General features: G+C 72.3%; 16 protein-coding genes. 15 read left to right on the top strand and 1 reads right to left on the bottom strand.

Going from position 1 to position 16,819, the window contains the following annotated elements:
* Positions 1 to 2: 2 nt before the first annotated feature.
* From OIE74_RS33670 to OIE74_RS33600, 15 genes are all read left to right on the top strand, one after another.
* The gene (locus tag OIE74_RS33670) at positions 3 to 968 is read left to right on the top strand and encodes an ABC transporter permease (RefSeq protein WP_329390473.1); all 966 of its coding nucleotides are present in this window, start codon (positions 3 to 5) and stop codon (positions 966 to 968) included.
* On the top strand, positions 965 to 1,903 hold the full coding sequence (locus OIE74_RS33665; RefSeq protein WP_329390471.1) for an ABC transporter permease: 939 nt from the start codon (positions 965 to 967) through the stop codon (positions 1,901 to 1,903). The genes OIE74_RS33670 and OIE74_RS33665 overlap by 4 nt, the downstream gene beginning before the upstream one ends.
* Positions 1,900 to 2,898, top strand: coding sequence for an ABC transporter ATP-binding protein (locus tag OIE74_RS33660; protein ID WP_329390469.1), 999 nt, complete (start codon positions 1,900 to 1,902; stop codon positions 2,896 to 2,898). Before OIE74_RS33665 ends, OIE74_RS33660 begins: the two co-directional genes overlap by 4 nt.
* Entirely contained in the window at positions 2,895 to 3,722 is an 828-nt protein-coding gene (locus tag OIE74_RS33655) for an ABC transporter ATP-binding protein (protein ID WP_329390467.1), read from the top strand. The genes OIE74_RS33660 and OIE74_RS33655 overlap by 4 nt, the downstream gene beginning before the upstream one ends.
* Positions 3,719 to 4,801, top strand: a complete 1,083-nt coding sequence (locus tag OIE74_RS33650) for a P1 family peptidase (protein ID WP_329390466.1) — start codon at positions 3,719 to 3,721, stop codon at positions 4,799 to 4,801. The genes OIE74_RS33655 and OIE74_RS33650 overlap by 4 nt, the downstream gene beginning before the upstream one ends.
* 35 nt (positions 4,802 to 4,836) lie before the next feature.
* Positions 4,837 to 5,910 carry a C45 family peptidase gene (locus tag OIE74_RS33645; RefSeq protein WP_329390465.1) on the top strand — a complete coding sequence of 358 codons (1,074 nt, stop codon included), beginning with the start codon at positions 4,837 to 4,839 and terminating at the stop codon, positions 5,908 to 5,910.
* Positions 5,907 to 7,766 (top strand): MOSC domain-containing protein, encoded by a 1,860-nt coding sequence (locus OIE74_RS33640; RefSeq protein WP_329390464.1) that lies wholly within the window; start codon positions 5,907 to 5,909, stop codon positions 7,764 to 7,766. The genes OIE74_RS33645 and OIE74_RS33640 overlap by 4 nt, the downstream gene beginning before the upstream one ends.
* Before the next feature lie 209 nt (positions 7,767 to 7,975).
* Positions 7,976 to 8,620 carry a GntR family transcriptional regulator gene (locus OIE74_RS33635; protein WP_329390462.1) on the top strand — a complete coding sequence of 215 codons (645 nt, stop codon included), beginning with the start codon at positions 7,976 to 7,978 and terminating at the stop codon, positions 8,618 to 8,620.
* Positions 8,617 to 9,528: a dihydrodipicolinate synthase family protein gene (locus tag OIE74_RS33630; protein ID WP_329390460.1), complete on the top strand. Its 912-nt coding sequence runs from the start codon at positions 8,617 to 8,619 to the stop codon at positions 9,526 to 9,528. Before OIE74_RS33635 ends, OIE74_RS33630 begins: the two co-directional genes overlap by 4 nt.
* Entirely contained in the window at positions 9,525 to 11,276 is a 1,752-nt protein-coding gene (gene araD, locus OIE74_RS33625; RefSeq protein ID WP_329390458.1) for an L-arabinonate dehydratase, read from the top strand. The genes OIE74_RS33630 and araD overlap by 4 nt, the downstream gene beginning before the upstream one ends.
* Before the next feature lie 157 nt (positions 11,277 to 11,433).
* Positions 11,434 to 11,808, top strand: a complete 375-nt coding sequence (locus tag OIE74_RS33620) for a hypothetical protein (protein WP_329390456.1) — start codon at positions 11,434 to 11,436, stop codon at positions 11,806 to 11,808.
* Positions 11,801 to 12,853, top strand: coding sequence for a polyprenyl synthetase family protein (locus OIE74_RS33615; RefSeq protein WP_329390454.1), 1,053 nt, complete (start codon positions 11,801 to 11,803; stop codon positions 12,851 to 12,853). Before OIE74_RS33620 ends, OIE74_RS33615 begins: the two co-directional genes overlap by 8 nt.
* A gap of 51 nt (positions 12,854 to 12,904) precedes the next feature.
* A complete protein-coding gene (locus OIE74_RS33610; RefSeq protein WP_329390452.1) occupies positions 12,905 to 14,101 on the top strand; it encodes an oxygenase MpaB family protein in 1,197 nt (398 codons plus the stop codon).
* A gap of 193 nt (positions 14,102 to 14,294) precedes the next feature.
* Positions 14,295 to 15,227 (top strand): endonuclease/exonuclease/phosphatase family protein, encoded by a 933-nt coding sequence (locus OIE74_RS33605; RefSeq protein WP_329392533.1) that lies wholly within the window; start codon positions 14,295 to 14,297, stop codon positions 15,225 to 15,227.
* 99 nt (positions 15,228 to 15,326) lie between these two features.
* Positions 15,327 to 15,800 carry a Rieske (2Fe-2S) protein gene (locus tag OIE74_RS33600; protein ID WP_329390450.1) on the top strand — a complete coding sequence of 158 codons (474 nt, stop codon included), beginning with the start codon at positions 15,327 to 15,329 and terminating at the stop codon, positions 15,798 to 15,800.
* Positions 15,801 to 15,822: 22 nt separating this feature from the next.
* On the opposite strand, the gene OIE74_RS33595 is transcribed toward OIE74_RS33600, so the two are convergent.
* On the bottom strand, positions 15,823 to 16,752 hold the full coding sequence (locus OIE74_RS33595) for a LysR family transcriptional regulator (protein WP_329390448.1): 930 nt from the start codon (positions 16,750 to 16,752) through the stop codon (positions 15,823 to 15,825).
* Between the last annotated feature and the right edge of the window lie 67 nt (positions 16,753 to 16,819).

Here is a 16,819-nt window from a genome sequence, read left to right as displayed (position 1 = left end):
CCATGGCCTACCTCCGTTGGGTCCTCGGACGTCTCACCGCCGCCGCGCTCACCATGACCGGGGTCTCCATCCTCATCTTCGCGGCAGTCCGCGCGATGCCCGGCCGCTACTCCGACCTGGTCCTCGGCCCGCTCGCCACCTCCGCCGACAAGGCCGAGGCGGCGCGGCGGTTCGGCCTCGGCGGCTCACTGCCCGAGCAGTACGGACACTGGCTGCTCAACGCGGTCCAGGGCGACTTCGGCATCTCGATGGCCAGCCGGTCCCCGGTCAGCGCCGAGTTCGCGGCCCGGCTGCCCGTCACCCTCACCCTGACCGGCCTCGCCCTCGCCTTCACCGTGCTCATCGGCATTCCCCTCGGGGTCTGGACCGGCACCCGCGGCAAGGGCGGCGGTCGCGCCGGACGGCTCATCGGCAGCCTCGGGCTGAGCGTGCCGGAATTCGTCCTGGGCAGTCTCGTGGTGTTCCTGTTCACCCGCTACAGCCTCGGTCTCACCGTCGGGGAGTACGTCCCCTGGTCCGAGGGGCCCCTCCGGTCGGCGCTCTCCCTGCTCCTGCCCGCCTGCGTGCTCTCCGTGTTCTGCGTCGCCGCCGTCGCCCGCACCACCCGCGACGCCGTGCTCGGGGTCCTGGTGGAGCCGCACATCGCGGCAGCGGTGGCCCGCGGCGAGTCGGTCTCCTTCATCGTCCGCCACCACGTGCTGCGCAACGCGTCGATCCCGGTGCTGACCCTGACCGCCACCCTCAGCGCCTATCTGCTCGGCGGAGCGGTCATCGTGGAGCGCCTGTTCAACGCTCCCGGCCTCGGCTCGTTCCTCGTGGACGGGCTCGACCGGCGCGACTACGCGGTCGTCCAGACGGGCGTGCTGCTCTCCGCCGCCGTGTTCATCACGACCAACCTGCTGATCGACCTCATCTGCGGGCTGGTGGATCCCCGGATCAGCGCACTCGCCGGAAAGGCCCGGTCATGACAGCCGACACCACCCGGACACCGGTGCCGAAGGCACCGCCCGAACCTCCTGCCATCGCCAAGCCCCGTACCGAGGGCCGGACTTGGACCGGACGGCTGCGCGGCGTCCTCGCGATGAGCGGCTTCGACATGCTCTTCCGGATCGCCGCGTGGACGCTGGTGGTCCTCGTCGCGGCCACCCTGCTCAGCCATCTCACCGGCCTCGGCGGCGCTCCCGACGCGACCGTCGGCCGGCGCCTGACCCCGCCCGGCGAGGACGGACTCCTCGGCACCGACAACCTAGGCCGCTCCCTGCTGCCGCGGCTCCTCCAGGGCATCGGCACCACCCTGCTGCTCTCCTCGGCCGCCGTACTGCTCGCGGCCCTGATCAGCACCGCCCTGGGCATCGTCGCGGGATACCGGGGCGGCAGAACGGCCGAAGTGATCACCCGGCTCGGCGACGTCCTCTACTCCTTCCCCACCATCGTGCTGGCCGTCCTGGTCTCCGCCGTCCTGAACCCCGGTCAGCCCGCCGCGCTCACCAGCATCGTGCTCGTCACGGTGCCCCTGATGACCCGCATGATCGCCACGGCGGCCCGGACGGTCGCCCGGCGGGACTTCGTCACCGCCGCCCGGATCAGCGGCGTACGCGCCACGACGATCATGCGCAGGCACATCCTGCCGAACGTCTCCGGGACCATCGCCGTCCAGGGCACCTACGCCCTGTCGGTCGGCATCCTGGTCGAAGGCGGGCTGGGCTTCCTCGGCTACGGCGTCCAACTCCCCGACGCCTCCCTCGGACTGCTGATCCAGGAGGGCAGCCTCTACATGGTCAACGCCCCCTGGCTGATCGTGGCGCCGGGTGTGGTGCTCGTGGCCGCCATCGTGTCGATCAACCTCATCGGCGACAGCATGCGCGACCGGTGGGAACCCAGAGAAGCGAGAGCGCTGAAATGACCCCGCTGATCCAAGTCGACGACATCGTGGCCGAGTACCACACCGCACGGCAGACCGTACGGGCGCTGGACGGAGCCAGTCTCTCGGTCGAACGCGGCGAGCACGTGGGCATCGTGGGCGAGAGCGGCTCCGGCAAGACCACGCTCGGACTGCTGCTGGGCCGGCTGCTGCCCGCCGCCACCCGCTATCCGCGTGGCCGCGTGCTGATCGACGGGGAGTCCGTGCTGGACCTTCCGGCGGACCGCGTGGCCCGACTGCGCCGGGAACGGCTGGGCTTCATCCCGCAGGACCCGGTCGGCGCCCTCGATCCGACCCTCCGGGTCGGACGCCAACTCGCCCTGGCCCTGCGGGGAACCGGGGCCGCGACCGACCGGGCCGGGCTCCTGGCCCGGCTCAGCCAGGTCCGGATCCCCGAACCCGAACGCGTCCTGCGGCTGTATCCGCACGAGATCTCCGGCGGCATGGCCCAGCGCGTCACCATCGCGATGGCGATGGCCAGGGACCCGGACCTGCTCATCGCCGACGAACCCACCGCCGCGCTGGACGCGCAGGTGCGACAGGACGTCCTGCGCCTGCTGTTCTCCCTGGCCGAGGCCAACGGCACCACCGTGCTGTGGCTCAGCCACGACCTGGGCGGCGTCGCCCGGTGGTGCGGCCGGATCGCCGTCATGTACGGCGGACGCGTGGTGGAGGACGGCCCGGCTGCCGACGTGCTCGCGGCGCCCCGCCACCCCTACACCGCGGCCCTGTCCACCGCCGACCCGGCCCGCGCGGCGGCCGGCGAACGGCTGCGCGCCATCGGGGGAGCCCCGCCCGCGTTGCTCGGCTCCACGCCCGGCTGCGCTTTCGCCCCGCGCTGCGGCGCTGCGACGGACCTCTGCCACGACGAACGGCCCGCCCAGGCGGGCGAGTCGGGCCGGGTCGTGCTCTGTCACCACCCGGTGCCCCGGCCCTCCGCGCCACTGCCGCCCCAGCCGATGGAGACCCCACGATGAACGAGGAACAGGCGTACGGCGCCGGGCCCGCGCCCGGCCGGCCCACCGGCGCCGCCGGCCAACCCCCGCCCGGGGATGTCGTGCTGGAACTCGACGACGTGTCCGTGGTCTTCGCCTCCGGGGCCGGCCGTCGCCGCCGCACCCTGACCGCCGTCGACCGGGTCGGTTTCACCATCGCCGCCGGAGAAACCCTCGGCCTGGTCGGAGAGTCCGGCTCCGGCAAGTCCACCACCGGCTCCGTCGCGCTGGGTCTCCTGCGGCCCACCTCCGGCGCCGTACGCTTCCTCGGCTCGCCCCACGGCGGCCGGCGCTCCCGGGCCGGCCGGATCCAGGCCGTGCTCCAGAACCCGCACTGGTCGCTCAACCCCCGTATGTCCGTCCTGGACTGCGTCGCCGAGCCCCTCACCGCGACCGAGGGAGGTCGCCCGCGCGCCCACCACGCCGAGGCGACCCGTCTGCTCGACCAGGTGGGCCTGCCCCCGAGTTACGGCGACCGGCTCCCGCACGAACTCTCCGGCGGCCAGCGCCAGCGCGTCGCCATCGCCCGCTCCCTGATCACCCGTCCGCGCTTCATCGTCTTCGACGAAGCGGTCAGCGCGCTGGACGTCTCGGTGCAGGCGCAGACCCTCAACCTCATCCATGACCTCCAGTCCCAGCACGGCTTCGGCGCCCTGTTCATCTCCCACGACCTCGCGGCGGTCCGCTATCTCGCCCACCGCATCGCGGTGATGCGCGAGGGCTCGATCGTCGAACTGGCCGACACCGCGCGCTTCTGGGCCACCCCCGAACACCCCTACTCACGAAGACTCCTGGAGACACTGTGACCAGCCCCGACCGTCCCGCGGACGACCGCACCGCGCACGACCGCCCGGCAGAAGACCGGCACGCCAACGACCGGCACGCGCTGGTCCCGGTCCCTTCCTTCGGCCCCTCCCTGAGCAACGACGACTACACGCTGCGGCCCGTCACCGCCCCCGGGGACCGGATCGTGGAGTTCGACTTCCCCGGCGTCGAGGTCGGCACGGCCGAGTACGCCGAGGGCCCCACCGGCGCCACCGTCGTCCATGTCCCGGCCGGGGCGCGGATGTCGATCGACGCACGCGGAGGCGCCATCGGCCTCACGTACGGGGGCGACAACTACGCGCACGCCATCTGTCTGGCCGGCGGATCCCTGTACGGGCTCGGCGCCGCGCCCGGCGTCGCCACGGAACTGCTGCGCCGCGAGAAGAACAACGCGGGCTGGGAGCACCTCCAGTGCGTGGCCGGCGCGATCATCTACGACTTCGCCGCACGCGACAACGCCGTCTACCCGGACGCCGCGCTCGGCCGTGCCGCGCTGCTCGCCGCGCGGCCGGGCAGGTTCCCCGTGGGCCGCCGGGGCGCCGGATCCGCGGCGTCGGTGGGGAAGGTCGAGCACGAGCGCTGCGAATTCGCCGGCCAGGGCGCCGCGTTCCGCCGGATCGGGGACGTCAAGATCCTCGCGGCCACCGTCGTCAACGCGGTGGGGGTGATCGTGGACCGGGACGGCACCGTCGTACGCGGCAACTACGACGCGGCCACCGGCACCCGGCGGCTCCCCCAGCTCGACTACGCGGACGCCTTCGCCGGGGGCACCCCCACCACCGCGCCCGGCAACACCACCATCTCCGTCCTGATCACCAACGTCCGCCTCGGCGACCGGGAACTGGACTACTTCGGCCGCCAGGTGCACGGCTCCATGCACCGCGGCATCCAGCCCTTCCACACCAACCTCGACGGGGACACCCTCTTCACCCTCACCACCGACGAGGTGGACCTGCCCAGGAACCCGACGCGCACCGGGGAGGACTCCCTGACATCCGTCGCGCTCGGATCCGTCGCCGCCGAGGTGATGTGGGACGCGATCCTCAGCAGCGTCCGTTGACCCCGGCCGGAAGCCTCCCCACAGACAGGTCCGCCATGCCCCTCCCCCTCTCCCGCAGCGACGAGACCGACCCCGCCCGGCGCGGTCTCGCGCTCGGCACCGCGTACGCGGCACGCATACGGGACAACATCGCCGCCTACCGAAGACTCTTCGACGCCGTCCGGGTCCGCCCGGAGGACCTGCGCCCGTACGGTGAACAGGCCCTGTCCGAGATCGAGGGGTGGGCCCCGCACCTGGCCACCGAACTGGTCTCGGCCGCGGCCGGAGCCGGGGTGCGGGACTGGGAGATCGCCATGGTCAACGCGCGTACCGAGATCCTGGCGACCGTCGGCGCCACCGCCGAGGGGGAATGCTCCACCGCCGTGTACGTGGGCGGGCCCGGCGCCCCTCACACCATCCAGACCTGGGACTGGCACGACGAGATGGCCGGCTCCAGGGTCCTGACCGCCTACCGTCCCTCGCCCGGCCGTGGCGTCCGGGCCTTCACCGAGGCCGGTGTGCTGGCCAAGATCGGTGTCAACGACGCCGGTCTGGGCGTGCACTTCAACATCCTCAGTCACCAGGACGACGGTGAGTCGATCGGCGTCCCCGTCCACGCGGTCGCCCGCCGCGTCCTGGACGAGGCCCGCACCGTCGCCGAGGCGGCCGACATCGCGGATTCGGCGCGGGTCTCCGCGTCCACCGTGCTCACCGTGGTCACCTACGACGGACGGCGGGGTGAGGCGGCGAGCATCGAACTGAGCCCGCGGGGCTCGGCGTTGGTACGGCCGGACCCCGACGGCGTACTCCTGCACACCAACCACTTCCTCGACCCGGAACTCGCGCTCGGCGAGGAAGCGGCAGCCGCCGCGAGCACGCACCCCCGGTACAAGCGGCTGAGCGACCGGCGGGAGCTGATCGTCTCCGGCGACCCGGCACACTGGCTGGAGCTGATGCGCGTGCACGAGGAGGACGGCGCGCCGTTGTGCTGTCACCCCAAGCCCGGTCTGGAGTTCCAGCACCAGTGGCGGACGCTGCTGACGATCGGTATCGATCTGGACCGGCGGGGGCTGCGCTACCACGCGGGCGGGCCGTGCACCGCCACCGGCGACAGCTGGAACGACCTGTGAGTCGGGCTCCCGCGCCGTCGTACGCCCCGCTCGGCCGCGCCCCACTGGTCGGCGCCCCGCTCGCCCGTGTCACCCGCATCGTCCGCTACCCGGTCAAGGGCATGAATGGCCAGCCGCTCGACCAGGTGACGCTCACCCCCGGCGCCGGGCTGCCCCTGGACCGGATCCTCGCGCTGAGCAACGGTTCCGTGGCCGCCGCCACAGGGGCCGAATGGGTGCCGAGCGAGGCGTTCCTGCGGCTCGTCAAGAACGCCACGCTCGCGCGCCACCGGCTGACGCTCGACGAGAGCGCGGGTGAGCTGCGGATCGGCTCACCGCAGGGCGAGGTCGTCGTCGTACGGCTGGACGCGGGCCGGCCCCGCCCGGCCGACGTGGCGCGGGCGGGCCGGACGCTGCGCGACTGGTTCCCGGCCGGCCCGCTCGGTCCCGTGACGGTCGAGTCGACCGGGGTGCCGCTGTGGGACTGGCCGAAGGCCGCCGTCTCGCTCGTCAATCTGGACACGCTCGACGCGCTGGCCGCTGCGGGCGACGTGCCGCTCGACCCCAGCCGCTTCCGGGCCAATCTCTACGTCGCCGGGCTCGGCGCCTGGCGGGAGCTGGACCTGGTGGGACGGCGTGTACGGCTGGGCGACGCCGAATTGGAGATCGTCCAGGCCACCGAACGCTGCCGGGCGACCACGGTCAACCCGGACAGTGCCGCCCGCGACCTCAACGTGCCGGTGCTGCTCGCCTCCCGCTTCGGCCATCTGTACTGCGGGGTCTACGCACGCGTGGTCGGCGGCGGACCGGTCGCCGTCGGCGACCGGCTCGCCGACACCGGCACACGGGTCGCCCGCGCCCTGCTGCCCGCCGCCGCCCCGGACCGGCCGCGCTACGCCACCGTGGCCGGCCGGCTGCCGCGCAGCCCGAGCGTCGCCACGCTCCGGCTGCGCGATCCGGCGGACGTCATCTGCGCGCCGGGGCAGCATCTGCGCGTGCACACGAGCGACGGGCAGGGGCCGCTCTGGCGTTGCTACACGATCACCGGCGCCGCCCCGGGGGAGCTGAGCGTCAGCGTGAAGCGCCTCGACGGGGGCCGCGTCTCCTCGCTGCTCCATGAACTGCGCCCCGGCGACAAGCTGTTGATCTCCGGCCCCTACGGCACCCCGCTGATCTCGCGGGACCCGGAACGCCCCCTGTTGCTGATGGCCGCCGGGATCGGGATCACCCCCGTCCTCCCGCTGCTGCGGTCCGTCGCGGCGACGGCTCCGGAGCGGCCGGTCACGGTGGTGAACGTGGCCCGGACCGCGCGCGAGACACCGCTGTGGGAGGAGATCACCGCGCTGGCGGACCGGCTCCCGAACACGCGGGCCCGTCTGTATCTCACCGCGCCCGAGGGGCCGTTGCCGCCGGAAGCCCGCCAAGGACGCCCCACCGCCGAGGAGTTGGGGCGCCTGGTGGCGGACCCGCTGACCGAGGCCTACCTCTGCGGGCCTGCCCCCTTCGTACAAGCGGTACGTATCGCGCTGCGCGGGGCCGGGCTGCCCGAGGAGTCCGTCACGGACGAGCCGTTCTTCTCACCGGTGGCGGCCCCCCTCACCGACCTGCCGCCGCCCTCGCCTGGGCCGTTCACCGTACGGTTCGCCACCAGCGGCGTCGAGGCCCGTTGGACGCCCGAGGACGGAACGCTGCTGGACCTCGCCGAAGCCGCCGGCCTCCGCCTGCCCGCCGCCTGCCGCGCCGGCGCGTGCGGCACCTGCCGCCAACCGGTGAAGGGCGACACGGCACACCTCCTCACTCCCGCCACCCCCGTCGGTCCGGGCCAGGCACTGATGTGCTGTGCGGTCCCGGCCTCGGACATCACCCTGAACGCCTGAGACCCGCGGCCGGCCGAGCCGGGTCCTCCGCGACCGGAGCCGCCCCCGGGGCGTTCAGGCCCGGGGGTCCGACGCGGCAAGCCCGGCCAGATGGTGCGGCGAGTCGGCGAGGTGGTCAGGGCCATTGACGAAGCGTCAGAGCCGTCCTAACTTCATCGCGTCGTACTTCATACGTCGTATATGAGACGCGAGAGGTGAGAGCAGCGCCCATGGCCTTCGCTCCGAGTCCGATTCCCTCCCGCACCCAGTTCGTTCTGGAAGCGGTCAAACGCGGCATCCTCACCGGTGACCTGTCCCCCGGTCAGGCCCTCGTCGAGACCGAACTCGCCGCCCGGTTCGGGGTGTCGAAGACTCCGGTGCGTGAGGCGCTCAAGACACTCGCCGGTACCGGGCTCGTCGTGATGAGCCAGTTCAAGGGTGTCACCGTGCGTGCCGTGGACGCGGCCATGGCCCATGAGGTCTACGACGTACGGCTGTTGCTGGAGCCGGAGGCGCTGCGGCGCTCGCTCGCCCGGCACGTCCCGCTGGATGGCGCCCGGGACGCCCTGGTCAGGGCCGACGCGGCGGTGGACCGGGCCGAACGGTCCCTCGCCAACCGGGAGTTCCACCGTGAGCTGTATGTCTCGTGCGGCAACCCGCTGTTGGTCCGGATGCTCGACGAGGTACGTGACCAGGCCGCTCTCGTGTCCACCGTCGCCTGGGCCGCCCAGCCGTCCTGGGAGCGGGAGGCCGGCGAGCACCGGGAGATCCTGCGTCTCGCGCGGGCCGGCGACGGCGCCGGGGCCGCGCGCGCCCTGCACGACCACATCGCGTCCTTCGTACGGAGGGCGTTCCCCGAGGGAGACCACCTATGACCGACCCGGGTCCCGACGCGGCGCGCGACGCGCTCGCCGACGTCGTGGCGATCCCCGTCACACCGTTCACCGCCGACGGCACCCTCGACACCAAGGCCCACCGCGCCCTCCTGAGGAGGCTGATCGACGGCGGCGTACGCACGCTCACCCCCAACGGCAACACCGGTGAGTACTACGCCCTCACTCCCGGCGAGCGCCGGACCGTCACCGAGCTGACCGTCGAGGATGCAGCCGGCCGGGCTTCGGTCCTGGCCGGCGTCGGACTTGAGGTGCCGACCGCCGTGGCCGCGGCGGAGCACGCCCGCCGGGCCGGTGCCGCGATGGTGATGGTCCATCAGCCGGTGCATCCGTACGTCTCCCAGGAAGGCTGGATCGACTACCACCGCTCCATCGCCGAAGCCGTGCCGGAGCTGGGAGTCGTCCCGTACGTCCGCGATCCACGGGTACGGGGTGAAACCCTCGCCGAACTGGGCGAGTTGTGCCCCAACGTCATCGGCGTGAAGTACGCCGTACCGGACGCCGCCCGCTTCGCCGCCTTCGCGCGTGACGCGGGCCTGGAGCGCTTCGTCTGGGTGGCGGGCCTCGCCGAGATGTACGCGCCCTCGTACTTCGCGGGCGGCGCCACCGGCTTCACCTCGGGCCTCGTCAATGTCGCGCCCGCGCTCTCGCTGGGGATGCTGGCGGCCCTGCGCGCCGGGAACTACGGCTCCGCCATGAAGGTCTTCGAGAGAATCCGGCCCTTCGAGGAACTGCGCGCGGCGCGGCAGTCCGCCGACAACGTGACGGTCGTCAAGGAAGCACTGGCCGCGCTGGGGCTCTGCCGGCGCGACGTACGTCCGCCGAGCCACGTACTGCCGGAGCCGGTACGCGCGGAGGTCGCCGGCCTCATCGCCGGCTGGCCCGCATGACGGCCCGCGAGAACGACGCCCCCCTCGCCCCCGAGGACCTGCGCAGCCACCAGTGGTACGGCAGCGGCATCTCCTCCGGCCTGCGCTCCTTCAGCCACCGCGCCCGCACCCGCCAGCTCGGCTACCTCCCCGAGGAGCACCTCGGCAAGCCGGTCATCGCGATCCTCAACACCTGGTCCGACATCAACCCCTGCCATGTCCATCTGCGCGAACGCGCCCAGGCCGTCAAGCGCGGCGTCTGGCAGGCGGGCGGATTCCCGCTGGAATTCCCGGTGTCGACGCTCTCCGAGACGTTCCAGAAGCCGACGCCCATGCTCTACCGCAACATGCTGGCGATGGAGACCGAGGAACTGCTCCGCTCCTACCCCGTCGACGGCGCCGTCCTGATGGGCGGCTGCGACAAGACGACACCGGCGCTGCTGATGGGCGCCGCGTCCGTGGACCTGCCGGCCCTGTTCGTACCGGCCGGGCCGATGCTCCCAGGACACTGGCGCGACGAAGTCCTCGGATCCGGCACCGACATGTGGAAGTACTGGGACGACAGGCGCGCCGGACTCATCGGCGACAGCGAGCTGGCCGAACTGGAGAGCGGTCTCGCCCGCTCCCCCGGCCACTGCATGACCATGGGCACCGCGTCGACCCTGACCGCCGCCGCCGAGGCGCTGGGAGTCACCGTCCCGGGAGCCTCCTCGATCCCGGCCGTCGACTCCGGCCACGAACGGATGGCGGCCGAGTCCGGACGGCGCGCCGTGGACCTCGTCAGGCGGGACCTGCGGCTCTCGAAGATCCTCACCCCCGCCGCGTACGAGGACGCCGTCGCCACGGTCCTCGCGCTCGGCGGCTCCACCAACGCCGTCATCCATCTGATCGCGATGGCCGGCCGCTCCGGTATCTCCCTCACCCTCGACGACTTCGACCGCGTCGCCCGCACCGTGCCCGTACTCGCCAACCTCCGTCCCGGGGGCCGGTACTTGATGGAGGACTTCCACTTCGCCGGCGGGCTGCCGGGCTTCCTGTCCCGGCTCACCGACGTACTGCATCTGGATCGCCCCACCGTCGCGCACGACACCCTGCGCGAACAGCTCGCCGGCGCGCTGGTGCACAACGACGACGTCATCCGCGCACGCGACAACCCCCTCGCCGGCGAAGGCGGGGTCGCCGTGCTGCACGGCAACCTCTGCCCGGACGGCGCCGTCATCAAGCACATAGCCGCCGAGCCCCGGCTGCTCCGCCACACCGGGCCCGCCGTCGTCTTCGACGACTACCGCGAACTGCAGCGCACCATCAACGACCCGGCACTCGCCCTCACCGCGGACCATGTGCTGGTCCTGCGCAACGCCGGTCCCAGGGGCGGCCCCGGTATGCCCGAGTACGGCATGCTCCCCCTCCCCGACTATCTGCTGAAGCAAGGCGTACGGGACATGGTCCGGCTCTCCGACGCCCGTATGAGCGGCACGAGTTACGGCGCGTGCGTGCTGCACATCGCGCCCGAGTCGTACGTCGGCGGGCCGCTCGCCCTCGTCCGTACCGGTGACCTCATCACCCTCGACGTCGGGGCGCGCAGCCTCCATCTCCATGTGGACGACGAGGAGTTGACGCGCCGCCGCGCCGACTGGAGCCCGCCGCCCGCCCGTTACCCGCGCGGCTACGGCGCCCTCTACGAGGACCAGATCACCCAGGCCGACACGGGGTGCGACTTCGCCTTCCTCGCCCGCCCCGGCGACGTACCCGACCCGTACGTGGGCTGACACCGGCGGTATCGGGCTGGGCGGCACCGGCCTGCCGTACACCTGAACGGGTGATCACTTGATGGGGTATCCGGCGCGTACCGGCGCCGGCCGCCAGGCACTCTGCTGTCAGGGGCGGGCACGCACGTGACCTGCCACGGGCAGAGGGGTGGGGACCGTGCGCGCACCGAAAGACGTCCATGAGGTCCGTCAGGAGGACGGCCGTGAAGAAGGCGACAGCGGCGGCGATCCGGTCCTCCTGCTCGCCGGTCTGGCGGATCTGGCGCTCAGCACCTGCGGTTCCGCGCTGAAGGCCGTACACGCTCTGGTGGGCCGCTCGGACGTCGGCTCGCTCGCGGCGCAGGGCCGGCGGGACCTCCAGGCACGCGGCCGGCTGGCCGTCGACCGCCTCGGCGCGGGCGGAACGGGCACGGGCTCCGGCCTCCCCGGCGGCTTCTCGGACGGCCTCTTCGGCACCCGGCGCGAGGCGCACATGGAAGTCCTCGCCCGTCACGCACAGCTCCGGGCCGCCGCCGGCGGCACCGGTGCCTGAGCCCTCCGGACAGCCGGCGCTCAAGTCCCGCGTCGACCGGGAACTGACACGGTTCGTGGCGCGGGAGACCGAGTCTCTCCTCGCGCTCGACCCCCAACTGGCGCCCCTCGCCGACGTCCTGACGGCGGCGACCGCCCGCGGCAAACGCCTGCGCTCGGCCTTCTGCTACTGGGGCTGGCGCTCGGCGGGACAGCCGGACAGCGACGCGATGGTACGAGCGGCGGCGAGCATGGAACTCGTCCACGCCGCCGCCGTGGTCCACGACGACATCATCGACGACAGCACTCTGCGGCACGGGCGGCCGACCGCCCAGGTGTCCCTGCGCGACGCGTTCACGGACGGACCGCGCGGCAGGGAGCGGGCCAGGTCGCTGGCGATGCTGGCCGGAGACCTGCTGATGTCGTGGGCCGGCCAGATGTTCACCGGCTGCGGGCTGCCCGCGGCCTATCTGGCCCAGGCCCGTGGTCTGTGGGCGGTGCTGGCACGCGAGTTGATCGCCGGGGAGGCGCTGGAACTCCTGCACACCGAGGGCGAGTCCGACGTGCGGCGATCACTGAAGGTGATCCGTTACAAGACGGCCAAGTACACCGTCGAGCATCCGCTGCACATCGGTGCCGCGGTCGCCGGCGCCGATCCCGCCCTGCGGGAGGTGTTCACCGACTACGGCCTCCCGCTGGGTGAGGCCTTCCAGCTGCGGGACGATCTCATCGGCCTGTTCGGCGACCCCGCGACCACGGGCAAGTCGAACACCGACGACGTCTCCGCCGCCCGCCCCACCGCTCTCATCGCCCTCACCAAACAGGCGGCCACACCCGCCGAGCGGCGCGAGCTGAGGAGCCTTCTCGGTCGCCGTACGCTCACCGCCGATCAGTTGGGACGCGTACGCGCGGTCGTGGAGCGCACGGGCGCGCGCGACCGCGTCGAGGACATGATCAGCGAAAGGGTCGGGGCCGCCGTGGGCGCGCTGGGCGGCGCCGGGCTGCCGCGGACCGCTTACCGGTCCCTGACCGAACTGGCCACCGCGGCCACCAGCCGGCCGGACTGACCACCGACCGCCGCCGGTTCCCACCCCCCCCACTTCTCGAAAGGTTCGTCCGTGGCCTCCACCGAACACTCCCTCGACTCCCTGCGCCTGGCGGGCGACGAGCTGGCCGACGCCACCGTCGCGACGCTCTTCGAGCGCGGCGAGGTGGGCAAGTTCAACTCCCTGATGCGGTACGTCTCCACCGTCGGGCAGGAACTCCCCGACGGGCTCCCGGAAGTGGCCCGTGAGTATCTGCACCAGACCTCCGGGCCGCCGGCCTGGGTGGACTGGGACGAGATGGAGAAGGCGCGGCTGTTCTTCATCGACAACAACGTGCACATCTCCACCGCGCTGTCCTTCGCCTCCATGCCCGCCTGTTACGTCGTCCCGCACATCGCGAAGCTGCTTCTCGCGACCCACTCGCTCAAGTACCCCTCCAAGCGGATGGCCGAGACGGGGCAGTTCACCGTCTATCTCATGCAGCCCAACGCCTTCGAGGCGGGCAGCCGCTTCATCCCCGCCGCCCAGAAGGTCCGGCTCCTGCACGCGTCCATCCGCCACCATCTCGCGCGCGAGGGGCGCTGGGACGTGGCTCGTCTGGGGACACCGATCTGCCAGGAGGACATGATCGGCGGGCAGATGATGTTCTCGATCCAGGTCCTGGACGCTCTCCATCGCCTCAATATCCATATGAGCGTGGACGGGGCGGAGTCGTACTTCTACGCCTGGCGCGTGGTGGGCGCCATGCTCGGCATCGACCAGGAGCACGCACCCGCCGACCTGGACGAGGCGCGCCGGTTCTCGGACCTCTACATGACCCGGCACATGGGCCCGAGCCCTGAAGGAGCCGATCTCACACGGCAGTTGATCGACCTGTACGAGGAAGTGGTGCCCGGCACCCTTCTCGACCCCGTCGTGTCCGCGCTCATCCGCCATCTGATCGGGGACACGAGCGCCGACTGGCTGGAGGTGCCGCGCACCCGCTGGGACACCCTCGTCAAGGCCGTGCCCGTGGTGCTGAATCTGCTGGAGACCGTCGAGGACCACTCACCGCTCGGGGCCTGGGCCCTGGACCGCGTCGGCCATCTCACCACCGTGCTCGAACTGTCCTCCCTGACGCGTGGCCGCGTCATGCACTACGCCATCCCGGAGCAGCTCAAGAAGGACTACGGCCTGTCCTCCGAGGTCCCGCGCAACCGCCGCTGGACTCCCCCCGCCCCTGTCCTCTCCGCGCGGGGAGCGGAGACGGCGGCAGCCGACAGGACCTGAAACTGATCCACCTGATCATTCGTCTTGATGAGCACGGTCAAGGGGATGGGAAGCCATGGTGGAGCAGGTGCGGGACGACGCGACGACGTCGGCGGCGGCGCGGGGGCGGTCGGTCCAGGCCGGGGGCCGGCCGGCCCGGCTCCGGGAACGGGTCGCCTGGGCCCGGGACCGGTCGGCCTGGCGCCGGGGGCGGGTGCTCGCCGCGCTCGCGGCGCTGACGGCCGGGCTGCTGGCGTTCCACCGGGCCGTACCCAACTCCCCGGGCCGCCTCGGCAGTTCGCTGGAAGCGTTCCTGCCGTGGCTGGGCCTGCCGGTCGTGGTGGTGCTCGTCCTGGCGTTGCTGCGCCGTTCGGTCGTGGCGCTGGTGGCCCTGCTGCTGCCGGTGGCGGCCTGGACGTATCTCTTCGGCGGGCTGCTCCTGCCCGCCGGCGCGGCGGCCGACGCGTACGACCTGGTCGTGGTGCAGCACAACGTCAGTGACACGAACACCGACCCGGCGGGCACGGCGCGCGCCCTGGCAGATGCCGGGCCGGACCTCATCGCGCTGGAAGAGCTGGTGCCCCCGGCGCTGACGGCGTACGAGAAGACGCTCGCGCCGGACTACCCGTACCACGCGGTCCGGGGCACCGTCGGGCTCTGGTCGAAGCATCCGCTGACCGGCACCCGGCTGCTGGACATCAAGCCCCGGGGAATCCCGGAGGGGTGGAAGCGCGGACTGCGGACCGTGGTCGGCACGCCGCAGGGCGAGATCGCGGTGTACGTCGCCCACCTGCCGTCGGTCCGCTTCGGGGCGGGCGGTCTCGCGTCGTCCTCCCGCGACGAGAGCGCCGGCCTGCTGGGCAGGGCGCTGGCCGCCGAGAGGGTGGAGCGGGTGATCCTGCTCGGCGACCTCAACGGCACGGTGGAGGACCGCGGGCTGGCCCCGCTGACCTCACGGATGAAGGTGGCCGAACGGGGCTTCGCCCTCAGCTTCCCCACCGCGTTCCCGCTGGCCAGGATCGACCAGGTCATGACCCGCTCGGCGACGGTCGCCCATATCCGCACCCTGCCCGCGACCGGCAGCGATCATTTGCCGGTCGTCGCCGGGATCACGGGGCTCGGCGTGGATTCCCCCGGGAGTCCTTGAAACCTTGAGAAAGTCGTCCGGGGCTTGAACACCGCGCCGCACCGGTGCGTACCCCCTTGAGAACCGGCCGCCGGAGCCGGGCACGGACAGGGAGCAGACATGACGGGAACGCAAGGCCCCGCGCGGACGGCCACGGGCCGGACGGTGGCACGCCGTACGGTCGTGGCGGCTGCGGGCGCCGTCGGCCTCGGTGCGGCACTCGTCGCCTGCGGATCGGACGACGACTCGTCGGATGCCGTCGCGCAGACGCCGGCGGGCGACGGCGCCAACGGGGCGGCAGGCGGTGGAGAGGTACTCGCCAAGACCGCCGACATCCCGGAGGGCGGCGGCAAGGTCTTCGAGGACAAGGGCGTCGTGGTCACACAGCCGACGGCCGGTGAGTTCAAGGCGTTCTCCGCGGCGTGCACCCACTCCGGATGCACGGTGGGCGACATCTCCAACGGCACCATCACCTGCCCCTGCCACGGCAGTCAGTTCGACGCGGCGGACGGCAGTGTGAAGAAGGGCCCCGCGAGCAAGCCGCTGGGCGCCGCGTCGATCACCGTCGAGGGGGACTCGATCACCCTCGCCTGAGGGAGAGGGCCGGTCAGGGCGGTCACCGTTCGCCGTCCGTCGTCTCCACGGCCCTCACCGCCCGCGCCGCTTCGTCCAGCGCCTCGACCGCCGCCCTGATCGAAGGGCGGCGGTCGGCGTCGGCGCGCCACACCGCGTAGACGTGCCGGAACATCTTCTGCCGTACGGGGACGGCCACCACACCGTCGGGCAGCTGCCCGCGCCCCAGCCGCGGGGCGACGCAGACCCCCAAACCGGCGCCGACCAGCTCCAGTTGGGTGTGCTGCTCACCGGCCATGTGCTCGATGCGCGGCTCGATCCCCTTCGAGCGCAGCGTGAACACCAGCCACTCGTGGCAGAACTCACCTGACGGCCAGGACACCCACGACTCGTCGGCGAACTCTTCCAGTTCGACCTCGCGCCGGTCCGCCAGGGGATGACCGGCCGGCATCGCCACATCGGCCGCGTCCTCCAGCAGGGAGGCCATCGCCAGCCCTCCGGGCACCGACAGCCGCTTGTTGTTCCAGTCCAGGACGACGGCGAGATCGAGATCCCCCCGCAGGACCTGGCGGATCGCGCCGTCCGGCTCCAACTCCAGCGAGCGCACCCGCAGATCGGGGTGCGCCTTGCGCAGCGAGGCGAGCGCGACGGGGAAGAGACCACGGGCCGCCGTGGGGAACGCCGAGAGCCGCACCTCGCCGACCACCTCGCCCCGCCGCGCCTCGACGTCCGACTGGGCGAGCTCCACCTGGGAGATGATCCGCGCGGCGTGGTCGGCGAGCAGCCGTCCCGCGTCCGTGAGGCGTACGCCGCGCCCGTGCCTGGTCAGCAACTGCTGGCCGACCTCCCGCTCCAGCTTGGCCATCTGCTGGGAGACGGCCGAGGTGGTCACATGGAGACCGTCGGCGGCGCCGCTCACGGAGCCATGGCGGGCGAGCGCGTCGAGGATCCGCAGCCTCTCCAGATTCAACATGTAAGCGATACTACGCAAACGGGTCGAGATATTCTCGCTTGTTCTAAGAGGTCGCGGCCCTCATCGT

It is taken from the genome of Streptomyces sp. NBC_01716 (assembly GCF_036248275.1).
GTDB lineage: Bacteria > Actinomycetota > Actinomycetes > Streptomycetales > Streptomycetaceae > Streptomyces.
The sequence above is the reverse complement of the archived record's forward strand: the minus strand, read 5'-3'. Positions and strand labels throughout refer to the sequence as shown.

Coding starts and splice junctions, on each gene's coding strand:
- OIE74_RS33670 (WP_329390473.1), top strand. CDS start 3: ATGGCCTACCTCCGTTGGGTCCTCGGACGTCTCACCGCCGCCGCGCTC.
- OIE74_RS33665 (WP_329390471.1), top strand. CDS start 965: ATGACAGCCGACACCACCCGGACACCGGTGCCGAAGGCACCGCCCGAA.
- OIE74_RS33660 (WP_329390469.1), top strand. CDS start 1,900: ATGACCCCGCTGATCCAAGTCGACGACATCGTGGCCGAGTACCACACC.
- OIE74_RS33655 (WP_329390467.1), top strand. CDS start 2,895: ATGAACGAGGAACAGGCGTACGGCGCCGGGCCCGCGCCCGGCCGGCCC.
- OIE74_RS33645 (WP_329390465.1), top strand. CDS start 4,837: ATGCCCCTCCCCCTCTCCCGCAGCGACGAGACCGACCCCGCCCGGCGC.
- OIE74_RS33635 (WP_329390462.1), top strand. CDS start 7,976: ATGGCCTTCGCTCCGAGTCCGATTCCCTCCCGCACCCAGTTCGTTCTG.
- OIE74_RS33630 (WP_329390460.1), top strand. CDS start 8,617: ATGACCGACCCGGGTCCCGACGCGGCGCGCGACGCGCTCGCCGACGTC.
- araD (WP_329390458.1), top strand. CDS start 9,525: ATGACGGCCCGCGAGAACGACGCCCCCCTCGCCCCCGAGGACCTGCGC.
- OIE74_RS33600 (WP_329390450.1), top strand. CDS start 15,327: ATGACGGGAACGCAAGGCCCCGCGCGGACGGCCACGGGCCGGACGGTG.
- OIE74_RS33595 (WP_329390448.1), bottom strand. CDS start 16,752: ATGTTGAATCTGGAGAGGCTGCGGATCCTCGACGCGCTCGCCCGCCAT.